Source organism: Clostridium sp. AM49-4BH (genome assembly GCF_003478335.1).
GTDB lineage: Bacteria > Bacillota > Clostridia > Lachnospirales > Lachnospiraceae > Butyribacter.
The window spans coordinates 96,796-116,321 of record NZ_QUFB01000002.1 but is presented as its reverse complement, the minus strand read 5'-3'; the positions used below and the strand labels follow the sequence as shown (position 1 = coordinate 116,321).

At 43.6% G+C, this 19,526-nt stretch carries 18 protein-coding genes and 2 pseudogenes; all 20 read right to left on the bottom strand.

The window, feature by feature from the left end:
• Positions 1 to 27: 27 nt before the first annotated feature.
• Positions 28 to 905: pseudogene (locus DW981_RS01335) on the bottom strand (sulfide/dihydroorotate dehydrogenase-like FAD/NAD-binding protein).
• A gap of 84 nt (positions 906 to 989) precedes the next feature.
• Positions 990 to 1,478 (bottom strand): CYTH domain-containing protein, encoded by a 489-nt coding sequence (locus DW981_RS01330; protein WP_118506499.1) that lies wholly within the window; start codon positions 1,476 to 1,478, stop codon positions 990 to 992.
• Positions 1,468 to 1,662 (bottom strand): hypothetical protein, encoded by a 195-nt coding sequence (locus DW981_RS01325; protein ID WP_022025187.1) that lies wholly within the window; start codon positions 1,660 to 1,662, stop codon positions 1,468 to 1,470. Before DW981_RS01325 ends, DW981_RS01330 begins: the two co-directional genes overlap by 11 nt.
• Before the next feature lie 21 nt (positions 1,663 to 1,683).
• A complete protein-coding gene (gene hisIE, locus DW981_RS15855; protein WP_022025188.1) occupies positions 1,684 to 2,946 on the bottom strand; it encodes a bifunctional phosphoribosyl-AMP cyclohydrolase/phosphoribosyl-ATP diphosphatase HisIE in 1,263 nt (420 codons plus the stop codon).
• A gap of 10 nt (positions 2,947 to 2,956) precedes the next feature.
• Positions 2,957 to 3,559 (bottom strand): imidazoleglycerol-phosphate dehydratase HisB, encoded by a 603-nt coding sequence (gene hisB / locus DW981_RS01315; RefSeq protein ID WP_022025189.1) that lies wholly within the window; start codon positions 3,557 to 3,559, stop codon positions 2,957 to 2,959.
• A gap of 71 nt (positions 3,560 to 3,630) precedes the next feature.
• Positions 3,631 to 4,923 (bottom strand): histidinol dehydrogenase, encoded by a 1,293-nt coding sequence (hisD, locus tag DW981_RS01310; RefSeq protein ID WP_118506497.1) that lies wholly within the window; start codon positions 4,921 to 4,923, stop codon positions 3,631 to 3,633.
• A 23-nt stretch (positions 4,924 to 4,946) separates the two neighbouring features.
• The gene (hisG, locus tag DW981_RS01305; RefSeq protein WP_118506496.1) at positions 4,947 to 5,588 is read right to left on the bottom strand and encodes an ATP phosphoribosyltransferase; all 642 of its coding nucleotides are present in this window, start codon (positions 5,586 to 5,588) and stop codon (positions 4,947 to 4,949) included.
• A gap of 14 nt (positions 5,589 to 5,602) precedes the next feature.
• Positions 5,603 to 6,847, bottom strand: coding sequence for an ATP phosphoribosyltransferase regulatory subunit (gene hisZ / locus DW981_RS01300; RefSeq protein WP_118506495.1), 1,245 nt, complete (start codon positions 6,845 to 6,847; stop codon positions 5,603 to 5,605).
• A 17-nt stretch (positions 6,848 to 6,864) separates the two neighbouring features.
• Positions 6,865 to 8,082 (bottom strand): threonine ammonia-lyase, encoded by a 1,218-nt coding sequence (ilvA, locus tag DW981_RS01295; protein WP_118506494.1) that lies wholly within the window; start codon positions 8,080 to 8,082, stop codon positions 6,865 to 6,867.
• 39 nt (positions 8,083 to 8,121) lie between these two features.
• On the bottom strand, positions 8,122 to 9,042 hold the full coding sequence (ftsY, locus tag DW981_RS01290) for a signal recognition particle-docking protein FtsY (RefSeq protein WP_118506493.1): 921 nt from the start codon (positions 9,040 to 9,042) through the stop codon (positions 8,122 to 8,124).
• A 111-nt stretch (positions 9,043 to 9,153) separates the two neighbouring features.
• Positions 9,154 to 10,869, bottom strand: a complete 1,716-nt coding sequence (locus tag DW981_RS16025; RefSeq protein WP_347474479.1) for a hypothetical protein — start codon at positions 10,867 to 10,869, stop codon at positions 9,154 to 9,156.
• On the bottom strand, positions 10,863 to 12,716 hold the full coding sequence (smc, locus tag DW981_RS16020) for a chromosome segregation protein SMC (protein WP_347474478.1): 1,854 nt from the start codon (positions 12,714 to 12,716) through the stop codon (positions 10,863 to 10,865). Before smc ends, DW981_RS16025 begins: the two co-directional genes overlap by 7 nt.
• 8 nt (positions 12,717 to 12,724) lie before the next feature.
• Positions 12,725 to 13,411, bottom strand: a complete 687-nt coding sequence (gene rnc, locus DW981_RS01280; RefSeq protein WP_118506492.1) for a ribonuclease III — start codon at positions 13,409 to 13,411, stop codon at positions 12,725 to 12,727.
• 18 nt (positions 13,412 to 13,429) lie between these two features.
• On the bottom strand, positions 13,430 to 13,657 hold the full coding sequence (locus DW981_RS01275; RefSeq protein ID WP_022026308.1) for an acyl carrier protein: 228 nt from the start codon (positions 13,655 to 13,657) through the stop codon (positions 13,430 to 13,432).
• A 37-nt stretch (positions 13,658 to 13,694) separates the two neighbouring features.
• Positions 13,695 to 14,710: pseudogene (plsX, locus tag DW981_RS01270) on the bottom strand (phosphate acyltransferase PlsX).
• A 30-nt stretch (positions 14,711 to 14,740) separates the two neighbouring features.
• A complete protein-coding gene (locus DW981_RS01265; RefSeq protein ID WP_022026306.1) occupies positions 14,741 to 15,517 on the bottom strand; it encodes a protein-glutamate O-methyltransferase CheR in 777 nt (258 codons plus the stop codon).
• 116 nt (positions 15,518 to 15,633) lie between these two features.
• A complete protein-coding gene (gene rpsA / locus DW981_RS01260) occupies positions 15,634 to 16,743 on the bottom strand; it encodes a 30S ribosomal protein S1 (RefSeq protein ID WP_022026305.1) in 1,110 nt (369 codons plus the stop codon).
• Positions 16,727 to 17,572: a 4-hydroxy-3-methylbut-2-enyl diphosphate reductase gene (gene ispH / locus DW981_RS01255; protein WP_118506491.1), complete on the bottom strand. Its 846-nt coding sequence runs from the start codon at positions 17,570 to 17,572 to the stop codon at positions 16,727 to 16,729. The genes rpsA and ispH overlap by 17 nt, the downstream gene beginning before the upstream one ends.
• Positions 17,573 to 17,616: 44 nt before the next feature.
• Complete coding sequence (gene cmk, locus DW981_RS01250; RefSeq protein ID WP_118506490.1) at positions 17,617 to 18,276, bottom strand: (d)CMP kinase; 660 nt, start codon at positions 18,274 to 18,276, stop codon at positions 17,617 to 17,619.
• A 19-nt stretch (positions 18,277 to 18,295) separates the two neighbouring features.
• Entirely contained in the window at positions 18,296 to 19,525 is a 1,230-nt protein-coding gene (locus tag DW981_RS01245; protein WP_347474480.1) for an NAD(P)/FAD-dependent oxidoreductase, read from the bottom strand.
• Position 19,526: the final 1 nt, after the last annotated feature.

Here is a 19,526-nt window from a genome sequence, read left to right as displayed (position 1 = left end):
AAGTGTTTATTCTATTTTGTTCTATCATTAATGGCACTGGCCACATCCACCGTGATGGGTATCACCTTCCTGCAATTTCAACATTGCTCTGCCTTCTTCTGTCTTGTACATACGCTGACGCAGCATTGCCTGGTCAAAGTCAACCAAATGTCCATCAAACTCAGGTCCATCTACACAGGCAAATTTGATCTCATCGCCAACTTTCAAACGACACGCACCACACATACCTGTTCCATCGACCATAATCGGGTTCATGCTGACGATCGTAGGGATACCGAGCTCTTTTGTAAGCTTACATACAAATTTCATCATGATCATCGGTCCAATCGCTACAACCTCGTATATTCCTTACCCTGTCCGATCAGATCATTGATCTTGTCACAGCCGTTACCTTTGAACTCATAAGAACCATCATCGGTAGCAATATAAAGATTCGCAGCTACTTTGCGCATCTCATTTTCCAAAATAATAATATCTTTTGTGCGGGCGCCGATAATAACATCGACATCAACACCATGTTCTTTCATCCATTTTACCTGTGGATATACCGGTGCAGTACCTACACCACCACATACAAAAAGGATCTTCTCCTTTTTCAACTCATCTAATGGCATCTTGATCAACTCAGATGCACATCCAAGCGGTCCTACAAAATCCATAAAGGATTCTCCAACCTCATACTTTGCCATCTCCGTAGTAGATGCTCCAACTGTCTGAAATACAATCGTAACACTTCCCTGCTCGCGGTCATAATCACATACCGTAAGCGGAATACGCTCTCCTTTTTCATCGGTCTTGACAATGACAAACTGACCCGGCTGACAGTGTTTTGCCACTCTTGGTGCCTCAATATCCATAAGCCAGATATTATTGGCAAGGTATTCTTTCTTCAAAATTTTAAACATAATGTGCCTCCATTATTTTTTATTGCAGTAACCGAATTTCCCTGTAGTCGCATTATTTTGTCTTCATTCGGATTTACTTTGTATTTACAAAAACGCTTCCAGCCCTGTCTGCGTTGACAAAAAACTGTTGGAATAACGTTTATCACCACTTACATTTTGACCAAACCATTCCGGCGGAACAAACAGATCTGCATCTTCCTCATCCTGAAATTCCACTTCAACAAAACGAAGTCCCTCTAAGGGACCATGAAATACATCTAATTCCGCAATATGTCCATCTGCTAACGGAATAATATACCGTGTCTTAGAGATCAAGCCGCCATCTACCTTCTGGCGCAGATGCTTATAACTTTCCTCCGGCAGGTTTATCTCATACTCCTGGCACATACGAACATCCGCCCGTCTTTCGCCAATCATTCCATCAAAGGATTTACAGGTCAAAATATACTTGTCATTGCTTCGTCTGATACGCACTACCGGATCCGTGCAGAGATACCCCTGCTCCATTTCCTTTGTCATAGCTCCATCCAAACAAGGCATTTCTTTGATCTGATATTTTTTCTCAATTTCCATGAGCACTTTCCTTATCCACTGCTAACTGCTCTGTCTTTGCGTTTTTATTTTTGCGCAGGCGGATTCCCAACATAACCGCTGCGACGGCAAGAGCAGCACTGACGATATATTTAACGACATACCAAAGCAGCGCACCTCCAAAGGACAGATCAGCAATCCCCTTTGCTAACAAAACACCAATCATATCTTCTCCTCCTTCTTATTATTACCTGCGATTCACCAATTCCTTCGTGATATCATTCCAGTCCAAACCACATTCTGCCATCAAGACCATCATATGATACAGGAAATCTGCAATCTCATAGCGCAGCTCTTCTGCATCCGGATTTTTGGCAGCGATCACAATCTCCGTTGCCTCTTCTCCACATTTCTTAAGAATCTTATCGATTCCCTTATCAAACAGATAATTCGTATACGAACCTTCCTTTGGATGATTTTTTCGTTCCATAATAACGTTGTAATCTTCCATCAATACGGTAAGAGGATTCGTCTGAATATATTCTTTCTTGGCCAATTCTTTGAAAAAACAGCTTCGATTGCCGGTATGACAGGCAGCACCGATCTGACGCACTTTAGCAAGAATCGTATCATTATCACAATCTAACGACAATGATTTAACATACTGAAAATGACCGGAAGTTTCACCCTTTAACCAAAGTTTCTGTCTGCTTCGGCTGAAATATGTCATGCGGCCTGTTTCGATCGTCTTCGCATAAGACTCCTCATTCATATATCCAAGCATAAGAACTTCACCGGTGCGGTAATCCTGCACAATTGCCGGGATCAACCCATTGGCATCCAGCTTAAAATCAGCAAAATCAATCAGGCTTTCAAAAACTTCCACAGCTATACCATTCTGCTTCAATGCACGTTTTGCTTTATAAATATCTTTGTCCTCAAAATAATTAGTTGATACACCGTATACATTGCTATAGGAAAGCAACTCACTTAGATCATTACGGATCAATCCATCTCGGATCAAAACCGTCATTTTGCACTGATCGATCGCATCACTAAAACTCTTTGTCGTATCAATATGCTTTAACACGACCGTACCAAATCCCTGCTCATAAAAAGCATTGAGCTGTTCCGCATTTTGAAAATCAGCCTTCATGTCGACTTCCACAGCCAGTTTATCACGATCAAAACGGCGCAGGATCTCATTTAATTCTTTCTCCTCCGGCAGCAAAGCCTTACGGATCACAACAGAACTTGCTCCGGTATAGAGTGCCTTTTTGGCATCCTCAAACCGTGATACATAGATTCCAACCGTAAATGGAATGTCGATCTGTTTTTCAATCTCCCGCACGGTAGACAAAAACTCCTCTCTGGAAGCTTCATCTCCGGTATAATTATATAAAAACAATTCGTCCGCACCCTCACAGGAATAGCGGTTTGCCAACTGAATGACATTTGCAGGATACTCATTCTCTGCATTAATAAAAGGAATTATCTTTTTGTGGTTCATAATCGTCCTCCTATAGGCTTCCTTTGGTTGATAATACATCAGATATACGTCCGTCATAACTCACTGCACGATCCAATGCTTTTGCAAACGACTTAAAAGCAGCCTCAATAATGTGATGATTGTTCTCCCCATCGAGCTGTTTTACATGAAGATTCATTCCTGCTGCATAGCTTACTGCATAAAAGAATTCATGAACCATCTCCGTATCGAACTGTCCCACAGATGGAACTGTAAGGTCCAGATGATAGCGCAGGTATGGTCTGCCTGACAGATCCAATGCACATAGTACTAGCGTTTCATCCATCGGCAAGATGCACTCGCCAAAACGGCAGATGCCCTTTTTATCCCCTACAGCCTGACGGATCGCCTCACCCAAAACAATTCCGGTGTCCTCTATCGTATGATGGCAGTCCACCTCCAGATCACCCTTTGCCTGTACTTCCAGATCAAACAACCCATGTCTGGCAAAACTATTCAACATATGATCAAAGAATCCAATCCCGGTCTGAATAGAAGCTTTCCCTGTTCCATCCAAATTTAAACGGATCGTAATATCCGTTTCTCCGGTCTTTCTTGTCACCTCAGCCTGACGGCACTTCACGTTCTGTTCCATAGGAATCCTCATTTCTTTGCTTTTCCTTTTATTTTACCCGATTTTTCAAAAGTTTGCAATTTGTATTCCAATTATTGTTCGAATCGAACAGCGATTGAATTTGCATGTGCAGTGAACTTCTCAGCAGTTGCAAAGTCCTCGATATCCTGATGTACCAGCTCCAGTGCCTCTCGGGAATAGGAAATGATACTGGACTTCTTAATAAAGTCATCGACCGACAGTGGAGAGAAAAACTTCGCAGTGCCATTTGTCGGAAGCACATGGTTTGGTCCTGCAAAATAATCACCCAAAGGCTCACTGCTGTACTCTCCTAAGAAAATCGCTCCGGCGTTACGAATTCTCGTCATTGTATCGAATGGATTTTTCGTAACGATCTCTAAATGCTCTGAAGCAATCTCGTTAGCTGTTTCAATCGCCTCTTCCATCGTATCTGCAACCAGAATATAACCGTAAGAATCCAATGATTTTTGGATGATCTCCTGACGGGATAATTTTTTCACAAAACCATCAACTTCTTCGGATACTTTATCAGCCAGCTCTTCGCTAGTCGTGATCAGGATCGCAGATGCCATCTCATCATGTTCTGCCTGTGACAATAAGTCAGCAGCTACATAACGTGGGTTGGCTGTCTCATCTGCCAGTACTAAAATCTCACTCGGGCCGGCGATCGAGTCAATGCTGACATGTCCATATACCGCTTTCTTGGCCAGTGCCACAAAAATATTACCTGGTCCCACGATCTTATCAACCTTTTTGATGCTTTCGGTTCCATATGCCAAAGCACCGATTGCCTGTGCTCCACCCACTTTATAAATCTCATCGACGCCAGCCTCTTTGGCTGCAACCAATGTGATCGGATATACTTTGCCATCTTTTCCCGGCGGTGTTGTCATAACGATACGTTCTACTCCTGCCACCTTTGCCGGAACAATATTCATCAAAACCGATGACGGATATACTGCTTTACCACCCGGAACATATACACCAACACGTTCCAATGCCGTTACTTTCTGACCTAACAGCGTGCCATCCGGTTTGCTGTCAAACCAACTGTATCGAACCTGTTTCTGGTGGTAATCACGAATATTCACTAACGCCTTACGAATGATTTCAATCAGATGAGAATCTACTTTTTCATATGCCTCAGCAATTTCTTCTTCGGTAACACGGAAGGTTTCCTCAGTGATCTTTACACCATCAAACTGTTCTGTATACGCAAACAGTGCCTGGTCACCTTCTGCTTTCACTTTATCCAAAATATCGCGAACCGTTGTCTCAAATTTGCTATATTGATTCGGACTTCTTTTCAAAAGATTTTCCAAAATATTTTCGCGCTCTTTTTGTGTCAGCTTTACAATTCTCATCGTAATTTCCTCCTCTTTCTATGTTACTGTGGAATAACTTTCCGCAGATCTCGGATCAACTTTGTAATACGCTCATGCTGCATCTTCATACTCACTTCATTAACAACCACTCTCGCCGATAACGGACAGATCTCTTCCAATACTTCCAAACCGTTTTCACGCAGTGTCGAACCTGTCTCAACAATATCCACGATCACTTCTGACAGACCAACGATTGGAGCAAGCTCTACCGACCCATTCAGTTTAATGATCTCAACTGTCTGATGTTTGACATTATAAAAATAATCCTTTGCAATGCGAGGATACTTGCTTGCCACACGGATCAGGGAACCGTCATTCAAGCGTTCCTTCGCCTCTTTCGGTCCTGCAACACACATACGGCATTTGCCGCAATTGAGATCCAATACTTCATATAACTTGCGGCCCTCTTCCAAAATGGTATCCTTACCGACTACACCAATATCAGCAGCACCCATTTCAACATAAGTCGGAACATCCGATGCTTTCGAAAGGAAAAACTTAAAACCAAGTTCTTCATTTACAAAGATCAGCTTACGCGTTTTCTCATCCTTCATTTCCTCACATGTAATACCAATCTGCTCTAACAGCGCTAATGTCTGTTTTGCCAAACGCCCTTTTGCCAGGGCAAATGTTATGTATTTCATCGCTATCCTCCTACTTATTTCGTCTCTATCATCTGCTGTTTTTCGCCATCTTTCGTCAGGTAGATCAAAGAATCATTACCGTTGCGTTTTGCGTAAGCAACATATTCTTCAATTTCTTTTTTGGAAGATTTGCGCATCATCTGAACAACTTGTCCACCTTCACGCATTTTCTTAGCCTCCTGCAAAGCCTGCGCACGCACCTCTTTCGGATACACCAAAAGTGTTCCGCCAAGTGCAGTCTCTCCAAACAGCTTCTGACGCTCCATTGCGATCATCAACTGGTCTAATACGATAACCAAACCGATTGCCGGCGCCTCTTTGCCAAACTGTGCCACCAAACCGTCATAGCGGCCACCGCTGGCGATCGCCTCACCATTTCCATATGTATAGGCACGGAATACAACTCCTGTATAATAGCTGTAATGACTCAGCATACTGAGATCGATCGTGACATAATCTTCTAAACCATATATCTTTAAGATCTCTTCTAATTTTTCCAAGCGTTCTAATGCTTTATATACGCGCTCGCTCTTACTTCTCGCACGCACAAAATCTGCCGCCTCTTTTAAGTTCTCTAATAGTTCCGGCAGTTTCACAAAGACCTCTTTTAACCCCTGCTGTACCGTGAGCTTGCCTAACAATTCTTCCACGCCAAAGAAGTTTTTGCTCTCGATCAGATCACGCAGCGTCTCGATCGTCTCCTCCTCAAAGCCTGCTTCCTCTACCAAAGCCCGGAACAGATCGGCATGTCCCACTTCGATCTGAAATTCCTTCAAACCGCTCTCTAACAGACATTCTATCGTCAATGCTAACATCTCTGCGTCCGCATCGGAGCTGTCATCCATAAAAAGCTCTGCTCCAACCTGTGTCACTTCCTGCAATTTACCCTTGTATTGTCCGGTACTGACAAAAGTCTGTGCCGTGTAGCAGAAACGCATCTGCTCAGTCTCCTCACGGAAATATTTGGCAACACAGCGTGCGATCGCCGGCGTCATGTCCGGTCGCAATACTAGTGTATTGTTGCCACGGTCAAAGAACTTAAACATCTCATTGGATGCAGCTGTTCCACGTTCTTTATTAAAAATATCAAAATACTCAAACGTCGGTGTCTGCACATTTCGAAATCCATAGGAATGCATCACCTGCTCTAACGAATGCTGTACCTCCAGCTTTCTGGCACAAGCACTGCCATAAATATCCCGCACTCCACCGGGTGTGTGCAACAATTCTGATGCCTTTGTATTTTCTGTTCCTGCCATAAAACAACCATTCCTTTCTAATACATACCTGTCGGTGTCTCTTCTTTTGCGTCATACCCCTTGTCACGAAGCGCCTTTAAAATCTCATTTTTGTGCTCCTGTCCAAATGCCTCAAGCGTGATCCGAAGCTCAACTGCCGCATTACGGTTGATGCTGACAAACTGATTATGCTCTAAGCGGATAACATTTCCTTTTTCTTTTGCGATAATATCCGCTACGTTGACAAGTTCACCCGGTCTGTCCGGTAACTGTACGGCAACGGTAAATACTCTGCCGCGGGCGATCAGTCCATGCTGAACGACGGAAGACAACGTAATAATGTCCATATTACCGCCACTTAAGATTGAAACGACCCGTTTGCCCTTGCAGTCGAGATGCTTTAATGCTGCCACAGTAAGCAAGCCTGAGTTTTCTACTAACATCTTATGGTTTTCCAAAATATCTAAGAAATTGACAATCAACTCTTCATCCTCAACAGCAATGATCTCGTCAATATTTTTCTGTATATATGGGAAAATCTTATCTCCCGGAGTCTTAACAGCGGTACCATCCGCAATTGTCTCTACATTTGGCAGTGTAACTACTTTGCCCGCATCTAAAGATGCTTTCATACAGCTTGCGCCTGCCGGCTCTACGCCAATCACTTTGATGTTCGGATTTAACAGCTTAGCAAGTGTTGAAACACCGGCTGCCAGTCCACCACCACCGATCGGGACCAAAATAATGTCTACTGTCGGCAGTTCCTTAAAGATTTCCATTGCAATCGTTCCCTGACCGGTTGCAACGGTTTCATCATTAAACGGATGTACAAAAGTAGCACCGCTCTTCTCTGCCAATTCCAACGCTTTCTGGCAGGCTTCATCGTATACTGATCCATGCAGTACCACGTTAGCGCCATAACCTTTCGTTCGATTCACTTTTATCAACGGCGTCGTTGTCGGCATTACGATCGTTGCCGGAACACCATATAATTTGGCCGCGTAGGCAACTCCCTGCGCATGATTTCCTGCAGATGCCGTAATCAATCCTTTTTCTCTTTCGTCCGATGACATTGTACTGATCTTATAATAAGCGCCTCGCACCTTATAAGCTCCTGTGTACTGCATATTTTCCGGTTTCAGATATACTTTATTTCCTGTCTGTTCTGAAAAGTACTCGCTATAGATCAGATTGGTCGGAAGTACGACTTCCTTAACCTTTTCTGAAGCTTCTTCAAACTTATCTAATGTCATCATGTTACTATCCTCCAATGAATTTTCTTTTTATCCTGTCAATCATTCAAACAGTGCGTCAACAAATTGATCTGCATCAAATTTCTGCAGATCATCAATCTGCTCTCCAATACCAATATATTTCACCGGTACATGCAGCTCTGATTGAATTGCGATCGCAATCCCACCTTTGGCCGTACCATCTAATTTTGTCAAAATGATTCCGGTAATGTCTGCCACTTCGCCAAACTGTTTTGCCTGTGCTAATGCATTCTGTCCCGTCGTTCCATCCAATACAACCAGTGTCTCCCGATGTGCATTCGGATATTCACGTTCAATAATTCGATTGATCTTGCGCAGCTCCTCCATCAAATTTTTCTTGTTATGAAGTCGTCCGGCTGTATCACAGAGCAAAATATCTGCCTTTCTTGCCTTTGCTGCATTTACGGCATCATACACAACTGCTGCCGGATCACCGCCTTCCTGACCGGAGATCAACTCCACGCCTGCACGATTTGCCCATTCGGTAAGCTGTTCAATTGCTGCCGCACGAAATGTGTCAGCAGCTGCAAGTATCACTTTCTTACCATTGTTTTTGAACTGTCCTGCCAACTTGCCTACTGACGTTGTTTTTCCAACGCCGTTGACACCGATCAACAATACAACCGAAGTCTCATTCTCATAGTCATATGCATGTTCATCCACGCGCATCTGATCTTTGATACTGTCGATCAACAGTTGCTTGCAGACACTGATCTCTTTGATCTTCTGCTCTTTGACTTTTTGCTGCAGATTCTCAATGATCTTTGACGTAGTATTTACACCAATATCTGCCATAATAAGCACTTCTTCGAGCTCTTCATAGAAATCATCGTCAATCTCCGAAAAGCCGTTGAATATATTGTCAATTCCAGCGACAAAGTTGTCTCGTGTTTTTGTCAGTCCGTCTTTCAGTCTGCTGAAAAATCCCTTTTTTTCACTCATATTCACTCTCCATGTTATTCTTTTTTATGCACCATCTTACTATATTACCTGTTTTACTGCTAAAATGCAACATCAGATACAATATGTTTCAAATGCCGACAATCTGTCCATCTAATTGGCAATCTCTTTTTCATCCAACAGACTGACAGAAACCAACGTAGATACTCCCTTTTCCTGCATAGTGATACCATACAGGATATCTGCAGCATTCATCGTACCACGTCGATGCGTAATAACGATAAACTGTGTATTTTCGGTCAATTTATGCAGATAATTGGCATAACGCCCTACATTAGAATCATCCAACGCTGCCTCGATCTCGTCCAACAGACAAAACGGAGATGGTTTCAGACTTTGGATGGCAAAAAGCAGCGCGATCGCTGTCAGAGCTTTCTCTCCACCGGACATCTGCATCATATTTTGCAGTTTCTTTCCCGGTGGCTGGGCAACGATCTTAATGCCTGCCTCAAGGACATCTTCTCCCTCTGTCAACTCCAGTGCTCCACGTCCACCACCAAATAGTTCCTTAAACACTTTATCAAAACGTGTCTGAATTTCAGCAAACTGTTCTTCAAACTGTTTTCTCATCTCAGTATCCAGTTCCTCGATAATGCCACGTAAGACATCGGCTGCCTTAATGAGATCATCATGCTGGCCGTTAAGCAGTTCATAGCGTTCCATTAGCTCCCGGTACTGTTCAATTGCATTGACATTGACATCCCCTAAGCCTTTGATCTTGCCTTTTAGGGTTTTGATCTGGGCACGCATTTGCGCCCCGGACATATTTAACGCTACACGAATTTCTTCCGCTTTACTAAAGGTCAGTTCATACTGCTCCCACATATAGTTCGTGTAAGAATCCATCTTTTCCTGCAGTTTTTCCTGACTGTTGCGCAGGCGGAACACCTCTTTATCCAATGCATTCATCTGCTCTGATAAGCTCTCCCGACGCTCAAAAAAGCCTTTCTGCCTCGTTGTCAGCTCCTCACGTTTCTGCACTTTCTGCTCAACCATCTCTGTCAACGTCGTGATCTGCACAGAAAGCTGATCCATCTGCTGTCTTAAATCCGCGATCTGTGCCTCTTTTTGACGTACCCGCTCATCTGCCTGCATATTATTCCCGGATGCTTCCTCCATCTGCTGGCAAATATTCTGCAGTTCTCCGGCAACACGATTCACATTTTCCTGCTGAAACTGTTTCTTCTGCTCCAATGTTGTATAGTCCAATTGGAGCTGTGCATCTTCTGTCTCTAATTGTCTTTGCTGCTCCCGGACCTGATCAAGCTTGTCCGTGCACTCTGCAATGCGCTCTTCGCGGATCTTATTCTGATCCTCATTTTCCTTACGTTGATCCTGCAGCTTATCTAATTCATCCTGCAGCTCCTTTTTCTGTCCCTCGATTCCCTGACTTTCAAAACGAATGTGATCAAGCTGTTCCTTCGCTTGTTCCATATCGCGGTTTGCACGATCATATTGCAATTTTGCAGTATTTTGCTGCAATACCAGTTCTTCTCGCAGGTGATGATTTGTCTCGATCTTCTGACGGATCTGCGCACCATCTTTCTCATACTTGGCAATATCTGCATCGATTTCAGTAAGGCGCGCTTTCCATTTCTTCGTCTGCTGCTCAAGTTCCTCCATCTCGCGGCGTCTTCCCAACAGATTATTGTTGTTACGAAAAGCACCACCGGACATAGAACCACCCGGATTTAAGAGTTCACCCTCTGTCGTAACGATACGTATCGTGTGATGATACTTCTTGGCCAAAGCGATCGCATGATCGATATGATCAACTACAACAAAACGTCCCAGCAAATATTCTACCAATCTGAGAAGCGATCTTCTGCCTCTACAAGGGTGGATGCCATACCGATCACACCCGGCTCTGCCATAATATTTTGTGCGCGGCTTGCTGCCTTTGTATGTATATTGGTCAACGGCAAAAATGTAGCTCTGCCGTAGCGATTCTTTTTTAAATGAGCGATCATACTTTTGGCGGTCTGCTCATTATCGGTCACGATATTTTGAATGCTGCCGCCAAGTGCAGTTTCCACTGCGATCTCATACTTTTTATTTACGCGAATAATGTCTGCCACAACTCCGACAATGCCCGGATAATTCGGCTTTTGCTCCATAACACGCTTGATGCTCTGCCCAAACCCCTCATAGCGCTCTGTCATATTTTGCAGAGAACGCAGTCTGGAATGATCCATGTGATACTGTCGCTCCGTCTCCCGGCGCTCGAGATTTAACTGCTCTGTCTGTCCCTGCATATGCTTGACAGAATGTGCGAGTTCTGCTCCGGCATCATCTAACGCCTGTATCTTATCCGAGATCTCCTGCAGATTGCTTTGCTCTCGGTCTAAAATCTCCTGCAAACCGGCCGTTTGCGTTTTATTTTCCAAAATCCGTTTTGTCAGTTCCACTTTTTTGATATTGTTCTGCTCTAACAGCGTTTGAAAGCGTTCTTCCTGCGTCACAACATCCGTATTTGCATCTTTTGCCTGTGCGATCGCCTCATTGTGACCTGCGATCTCCTGCTCGAGAAGTGCGATCTCATTGCCGGTCTTTTCCCTCTTAGCAGTAACATCCTGACGGGACTGTTCCATCTGCTGTAATTTATCTTCAAATTCTTTCGTTTTTGCGCGATGCTCTTCTTGTTCGCTTTCCAGTTCAGACACTTTGGCACGGTAGTTCTCTATCTGCTCACGATAATACAGCTCGCTTTGGCGCACCGCATTGATCTGCTCCTCTAATACTTTTATATCGCCTTCCTGCTGATTCAACTTCACTTTATCAGCACTCAGCGTTTCACGGCATTCTTCCAGATTCCGCGTATGTTTATCCAGTGCCTCTTCTAATTGAATATATTCTGACTTGACCGTTTCATATTCTTCCTTTGTCTTAGCCAGATCTCCATCTGCAATACTTTCCTTCTCGCGAAGTTCCTCCATGGAAGCGCTGTTTTCTTTGTAATCCTGCAAAAATACATTGATATCCAGATTGCGCAGTTCATCACGGTAACTCAAATATTCTTTTGCTTTTTCGGATTGCGCCTCCAATGGCTCAACCTGTTTTTCCAACTCCGATAAAATGTCTTCGATTCGCACAAGATTTTGCTGCTCTTCCTCTAAATTCTTCTCAGCAACCGTTTTGCGCTTTTTGAACTTCACAATACCGGCAGCCTCGTCAAAAAGCTCGCGACGCTCTTCCGGCTTACCACTTAAGATCTTATCAATCTGACCCTGCCCGATGATAGAATAACCTTCCTTACCAATACCGGTATCTAACAGTAATTCCTGAATATCCCGCAAACGACACGAAGCACCGTTGAGCAGGTACTCGCTTTCACCGGATCGGTATACCCGTCGAGCAATCTTTACCTCTTCATACGGCACTTTCAACTTGTGATCTTCATTATTGATCGTGATCGCCACATACGCAAAGCCCTGTGGCTTACGAAGCTGTGTTCCGGCAAAAATGACATCTTCCATCTTCGCTCCACGAAGCTGTTTGGCACTCTGTTCACCAAGCACCCATCTGACAGCATCCGCCACATTACTCTTACCACTGCCATTTGGTCCAACGATAGCAGTGATTCCGTTATGGAATTCAAATACTAATTTATTGGCAAACGACTTAAAGCCATGTACCTCCAAACTTTTTAAATACATTCCTTACCTCATTTCTCCCGCAAAGCAAGAATTGCCTCATACGCTGCCGACTGCTCTGCTTTTTTCTTTGTCCTTCCTGTCCCGACCGCTATCTTTTTACCGTTGATCATCACAGCAACCTCAAATGATTTACAGTGATCCGGTCCGGTTTCTTTCACCAGCTGATATGCCAACGCAAGATGTCTTCCCTGCACAATCTCCTGCAGAATCGTTTTGCTGTCATAAAACAACTTTTTGTTCTCGATATCACGCAGCACAAATGCCTCGACATACTCTTTTGCTCTGGCAAATCCTCCATCCAGATAAACAGCACCGATCGTAGCCTCCATGGCATCTGACAAAATAGAATCCCGCTCTCTGCCCCCGGTGCGATCCTCTCCTTTACCCAAAAGCAGATAATCTCCCAAAGAAATATCTCGCGCACAAGCTGCCAGCGTCGGTTCACAGACATAACTTGCCCGTATCCTTGTAAGATCTCCCTCTGGTTTCTGCGGATTTTCCTTAAAAATATACTCGCTGGAGATCAACTCTAATACAGCGTCCCCCAAAAACTCCAAACGCTCATTGCATTTATATTTTTTCAGTCGTTTTTCATTTGAATACGAACTGTGAGTCAATGCCGTCACCAACAGATACGGATTTTCAAACGTGTATCCAATCTTTTTTTCAAACTCAATTATCTTTTCCTGTCTCACTGTTCATCATACTCCTTTTTATGCAGGTATCATCACAAGATTGCACAGATCCTGTACCGTCTTCACCTGATACACCGCTTCTTCCTCTAAAATAACATCAAACGTGTCTTCCATTCCCATAATGATCTGAAAAACTTCCAGAGAATCCACTCCCAGATCCTCCACCAGCCGCGCTTTGGCATAAATCTGCTCCGAGTCTTTGCCCAGAACTTCTGCAATGATCATCTGCAGCTTTTCAAACTCCATAAGAAACACTCATTCCTTTCCCATCTCATACTATTCGCTAATCTTCCTGCTTTACTGCAAGATTCTCTTTGATCTTTTCATTGATCTGCTCTTCGGTAAACTGCACACACTGCAAAATGCCCATTTTGACATCTTTCGCATTGGAGCTGCCATGCGTTTTAACAACTAATCCTCTCAAGCCAAGCAATGGTGCTCCGCCATGATCATCCGTGTTAAACTCTTTCATTGTCTTTTTCAATGCCGGCTTGATCAGCAATGCCCCTATCTTACTGCGAAGTGTAGACATGAGCCCCTGCTTCACCTTAGAAAGCAGTGTCCCTGCCAATCCCTCGTATAATTTCAAAATAACATTGCCAACAAATGCCTCACATACAATAACATCGGCATCACCCTTCGGAATGTCTCTTGCTTCAATACTTCCGGTAAAATTAATATCTTTACATTCTTTCAATAAAGGATATGTTTCTTTCACCAATTGGTTTCCTTTTTCTTCTTCTGCACCAATATTTACAATAGCAACTTTAGGATTGTCTACTCCAACAACGTGTTTCATATATATGGATCCCATCTGTGCAAACTGCACCAAATGAGAAGCTCTGGCATCTACATTTGCTCCACAATCGATCAGCAATGCCGGTCCTTTGGCCGTTGGGATCAATGGCGCTAACGGTGCTCGCTCAATACCTTTGATCCTTCCAACGATCATCTGACCACCAACTAATATAGCACCGGTGCTTCCTGCTGATACAAATGCATCTGCCTCGCCTTTTTTAACGAGTTCATGCCAACTACGATGGAAGAATCCTTCTTTTTGCGAACTGCCATCACCGGTGGCTCGTCAAATCCGATCACTTCCTCTGCATGAACGATCTCTATGCGCTCTTTATCATACGTATATTTTGCAAGCTGCTCCTTGATCGCATCTGTTCTACCTACCAATACGATAGAAATATTTGTATTTTCCTGCAATGCTTCTACGGCTCCCTGTACCGGAACCTCTGGTGCATAATCACCACCCATCGCATCCACAACGATCTTAATCTTAGTCTCCATCTTTCTTCACCATGCCTTTCACTATCCACACTATAAGCGTTTATAAAAAAATGACTTAAAACTTGCAAATCCGATATTGCCGGGCGATATGATCTGTTCTGTACTTCCAACAAACAACAACCCGTCTTTTTTAAGGGATGCATTAAACTTTTGATATATCTCCTTTTTGGCTTCCTCCGTAAAATAAATCATCACATTACGGCAGACGATCATATCACATTCTTTTGGATATCTATCCTTCAGCAGATTATGTTGACAAAATTTGACACAACGCTTGATTTGATCACTGATCTGATAACTCCGGTCAGAAACCTGTGTAAAATATTTCGACACAAATTCTTTCGGTAGTCCTTTTAAGCTCTTTTCATCATAAATACCTATCTGCGCCTTTTCTAACACTTGTCTGTCAATATCCGTCGCATAAACATGGATCTTATCCAGCGGAATAAACTTTGCTAACAGCATAACAAGTGTATACGGTTCATCTCCTGTCGAGCAGGCAGCACTCCATATATGCAGATCATTGCCAAAGCGCTCAAATAAATACGGAAGCATCTCATCCTCCAGCAGCTTCCACTGCTCCGGATTGCGATAGAATTCAGATACATTAATGGTCAAGTATGCCACAAACTCATCCAATCTCACTTTATCTGTCTTTAGCAATCGGATATACTCCTCGTATGATGTAATCTTGCACTTTGTGATCAACGCATCAATGCGTCGTTTCATCTGACGTTCTTTATAACAACTCAGGTCTATCTGGGTCAACCCGAATACCTGTTTCTTAAACAACTCATAATCGCCCATTTCTGACCTCCTTTACATACGCAAATTTCATTCCATACTTTTCGCACAAACGAAAACCCTATACGAAAAAAATCGCCAACCCGTACAAGTACGGATTGGCGAGCGATTACCTACTATTACTCTGCTGGCTCTTCAGCGACATCCTCTTCTTCATCCGCCTGTGAGTCATTCAATAAAGCCTTGATGCTCAGGCTGATCTTGTGATCTTCGCTATTGAAATCAACAACTTTAGCTTCCACTTCCTGACCAACTTTCAATACATCAGACGGCTTATCAACATGCTCCTTAGAGATCTGAGATACATGCAGTAATGCATCAACACCAGGCTCTAACTCAATGAATGCACCGAAATCAGCCATACGTGCGACTTTACCCTTCACAACAGAACCAACGCTATATTTTCCATCAGCATTTAACCATGGATTCTGATCCTCAAACTTCAGGCTCAATGCAATCTTATCGTCTTTGATGTCTTTAATAAGAACCTTAGTCTTGTCGCCAACGTTGAATACCTTTCTAGGATTTTCAACACGTCCCCAAGACATCTCAGAAATATGAAGAAGTCCGTCTGCTCCGCCAAGATCGATGAATGCACCGAAATCTGTCAAATTCTTAACAACACCTTCTACAGTATCGCCAACATGAATTCTTGCAAAAAGCTCTTCCTGTTTCTTCTTCTTCTCTGCAACCAAAAGCTGCTTTCTATCACCAATGATTCTTCTCTTCTTTGGATTAAACTCGCTGACAACAAACTCAATCTCCTGTCCTGCATACTTAGAAAGATCTTTCTCATAAGTATCAGATACAAGGCTGGCCGGGATAAAGATCTTAGTCTCATCAACGATGACACTCAAGCCACCTGTTAATACATTGACAACCTTAGCTTTAAGTACTTCTTTATTCTCAAATGCTTCACGAATGCGCTCATTACTCTTCTCCATAGCAAGGCGTTTGTATGTTAATAATACCTGTCCCTCACCATCATTCACCTTGAGTACCTTGGCGTTCATTTTGTCGCCTTCTTTCACAACATCTCTCAGATCAATGCCGGATTGATTACTGTACTCATTTCTGGTAATGATACCATCTGCTTTGTAGCCGATGTTAAGAACGATCTCATCTTCCTTAACGCTGATGACTGTCCCTTCTACAACCTCTCCATTGTGGATTGTTACTAATGATGTTTCTTCCAATAACTGTTCAAACTCATTATTCATTTCTGACATATGATTGAACCTCCTTAATAATAGTATTTGGGGTCGAGGCCCCTGCAGTAATACCCACGCTACGAAAAGATTGAAATTGCTTCAAATCCAAGTCATCAAGTGTCTGTATAAAATGTGTGTCCGGACACACATTCTTGCATATTTCATACAGTTTCTGCGTGTTCGAACTATGTTTTCCACCTATCACTATCATTGCGTCGGAGTCACCGGCAATGGCTGCCGCTTCCGTCTGACGCTCTTCGGTAGCGTTGCAAATTGTATTCATAACGTCTATATCATAACTCTTTTTCGAAAAAATATCAACTATATCTTTAAATTTCTTGTAATTAAATGTCGTTTGTGCCACAACACAAAGTTTCCTGGCTGGTTCCTGACTATAATTTTCTGCCTCCGAAACGCTTCCGATCACTGTAGCTGCGCCATTGCACCAGCCATTGATTCCTTCCACTTCCGGATGGTTTGCATTGCCGACAATGACAATACAGCTTCCTTCCTGATATTTTTTCTCAACAATGCGATGGATCTTGCTGACAAAAGGACAGGTCGCATCAACAATGCGAACCTTTTTGTCTTCCAGTTGATGATACACGTCTGCGCTGATGCCATGTGAGCGGATGATCACCGTCGCATCCTCCGCTTTGGAAAGTTCTTCCGGCGTATCGATCACACGTACACCTTTTTGTTCCAGATCCTGCACAACCTGCTCATTGTGAATGATCGGACCGAGCGTATAAACTTTCTTTCCCGTCTCCGCTTCCTTATAAACCATTTCCACTGCCCGCTTCACTCCAAAGCAAAAGCCCGCACTCTTAGCCAATGTAACTTTCATACAAATCTTTCAATCCTTTCTATGCCCACAAAGATCCGTTTTGTTCAGGCCTTTTGAACGAGTGATACGATCTTTGTCACTACTTCCTCGATCGTCATATCAGAGGTGTCTAGATAAATAGCATCTTCTGCCTGCTTTAACGGAGCGATCTCACGATTCATATCCTGCTCATCACGTGCAATAATATCCCTTTCGATCTGGGCAAGATCACTTTCCACACCGCGTTCCTTCTGCTCCAAATAACGTCTTTTAGCTCGCTCCGATGCACTGGCTGTAAGATATATCTTAAGCTCTGCATCCGGCAGGACACAAGTTCCAATATCCCGGCCGTCCATGATCACATTGTTAGCTGCCGCAAGTTCCCGCTGTAAATAAAGAAGTTTCTCACGTACAGCAGGATATTTTGAAGTATTAGATGTCATCATGCTAACCTCTTCCGTACGAATAAAGGCATTGACATTTTCACCGTTAAGAAGTACCTGCTGTTCCCCCTCCCGATAAGCAATCGTCACATTGATATGCTCACAGGCCTCTGCAATCTTTTTCTCATCTTTTGCATCAATTTCCCGGCGCAGAAAATACAGCGCCATCGCACGGTACATAGCTCCGGTATCTACATAGATGAAATCCAGTTTCTTCGCTGCCATCTTGGCAATAGTACTTTTGCCGGCTCCTGCCGGTCCGTCAATTGCAATATTATACATATCTATCCTCCATTATCATTCAATACACTGATATTCCTGCCAAATACCCGGTTGACCACGCAACCTGAAGATTATACCCTCCCGTCACACTATCTACATCGATCAGCTCTCCGGCTGCAAATAAATGTGAAATCTCCTTTAATTCCATGGTTGCCGGATTGATCGCCTTTACGGAAATGCCTCCTCCGGTAACGATCGCCTCCGGAAAATCCCGCAGCTTTTTGACGGTACAGGTGAGATCTTTGCATAGCTTAACCAGTCTGTGCCGCTCCTGCCTAGTCACCTCATTGACCTGCTTATCCGGCGTGATCTCGGAAAGTTCCACGATAACCGGGATCAATTTTGACGGCAGCAGCTTTCCCAGACTGTTTTTAAACATGCTGTTTTTTTGTGCGGCAAAATCACGCTGTAACCGTTCATCTAACTGTTCTTCCGACAAGGCCGGTTTCAAGTCAATATGCAGTTTACAGTCTTTGGCACCTTTACGACCGAGCAGGCTGCTCGCCGACAAGACCAATGGTCCGCTTACACCAAAATGCGTAAACAGCATTTCTCCCTGTTCCTCGTATATTTTATGCGATCCACGTTCCACGCGCAACGACACATTGCGAAGCGATAATCCCTGCAGTCTGATTGGCCACTCTTCTACCGTCTCGACAGGCACTAACGCCGGATAACATGGTTCTAAAGCAACTCCTGCCTGTTTCAGCAGCCGGTGTCCATCACCTGTCGATCCGGTAGAAGGATATGCAAGTCCCCCCGTTGTAAGGATGACATCATCCGCTGTCAGTGTTTCCAATGCACCATGATAACTCTGTACTTTTACGCCTTTACAATTATGATCTTCGATCATAAGTCCTGTCATCTTCGTATGCAATCTGACCGTAACATTTCTTCTGCGAAGTGCTTTCTGCAGCGTTTGCAGCACATCGGAAGACTTATCAGACTGCGGAAACACGCGATTGCCGCGCTCTGTCTTTACCGCCAGACCTTCCTGTTCCAAGAAGTCGATCATACGGCTGCTGTCAAAACTATAAAAGGCACTGTACATAAATTTCGGATTGGAGATCACATGATTCAAATGATTCTCTACATCACTGTCATTGGTGATATTACACCGGCCTTTTCCTGTAATAAATAATTTTTTTCCTAATTTTTCATTTTTTTCTATAATGGTTACCTGATGTCCACAGTCCGCTGCCGCAATAGCTGCCATCATACCGGCTGCTCCACCGCCTACAACGATCACC

Coding starts and splice junctions, on each gene's coding strand:
- DW981_RS01330 (WP_118506499.1), bottom strand. CDS start 1,478: ATGGAAATTGAGAAAAAATATCAGATCAAAGAAATGCCTTGTTTGGAT.
- DW981_RS01325 (WP_022025187.1), bottom strand. CDS start 1,662: ATGATTGGTGTTTTGTTAGCAAAGGGGATTGCTGATCTGTCCTTTGGA.
- hisIE (WP_022025188.1), bottom strand. CDS start 2,946: ATGAACCACAAAAAGATAATTCCTTTTATTAATGCAGAGAATGAGTAT.
- hisB (WP_022025189.1), bottom strand. CDS start 3,559: ATGGAACAGAACGTGAAGTGCCGTCAGGCTGAGGTGACAAGAAAGACC.
- hisD (WP_118506497.1), bottom strand. CDS start 4,923: ATGAGAATTGTAAAGCTGACACAAAAAGAGCGCGAAAATATTTTGGAA.
- hisG (WP_118506496.1), bottom strand. CDS start 5,588: ATGAAATACATAACATTTGCCCTGGCAAAAGGGCGTTTGGCAAAACAG.
- hisZ (WP_118506495.1), bottom strand. CDS start 6,847: ATGGCAGGAACAGAAAATACAAAGGCATCAGAATTGTTGCACACACCC.
- ilvA (WP_118506494.1), bottom strand. CDS start 8,082: ATGATGACATTAGATAAGTTTGAAGAAGCTTCAGAAAAGGTTAAGGAA.
- ftsY (WP_118506493.1), bottom strand. CDS start 9,042: ATGAGTGAAAAAAAGGGATTTTTCAGCAGACTGAAAGACGGACTGACA.
- smc (WP_347474478.1), bottom strand. CDS start 12,716: ATGTATTTAAAAAGTTTGGAGGTACATGGCTTTAAGTCGTTTGCCAAT.
- DW981_RS01275 (WP_022026308.1), bottom strand. CDS start 13,657: ATGGAGTTTGAAAAGCTGCAGATGATCATTGCAGAAGTTCTGGGCAAA.
- DW981_RS01265 (WP_022026306.1), bottom strand. CDS start 15,517: ATGGGCGATTATGAGTTGTTTAAGAAACAGGTATTCGGGTTGACCCAG.
- rpsA (WP_022026305.1), bottom strand. CDS start 16,743: ATGTCAGAAATGAATAATGAGTTTGAACAGTTATTGGAAGAAACATCA.
- ispH (WP_118506491.1), bottom strand. CDS start 17,572: ATGAAAGTTACATTGGCTAAGAGTGCGGGCTTTTGCTTTGGAGTGAAG.
- cmk (WP_118506490.1), bottom strand. CDS start 18,276: ATGTATAATATTGCAATTGACGGACCGGCAGGAGCCGGCAAAAGTACT.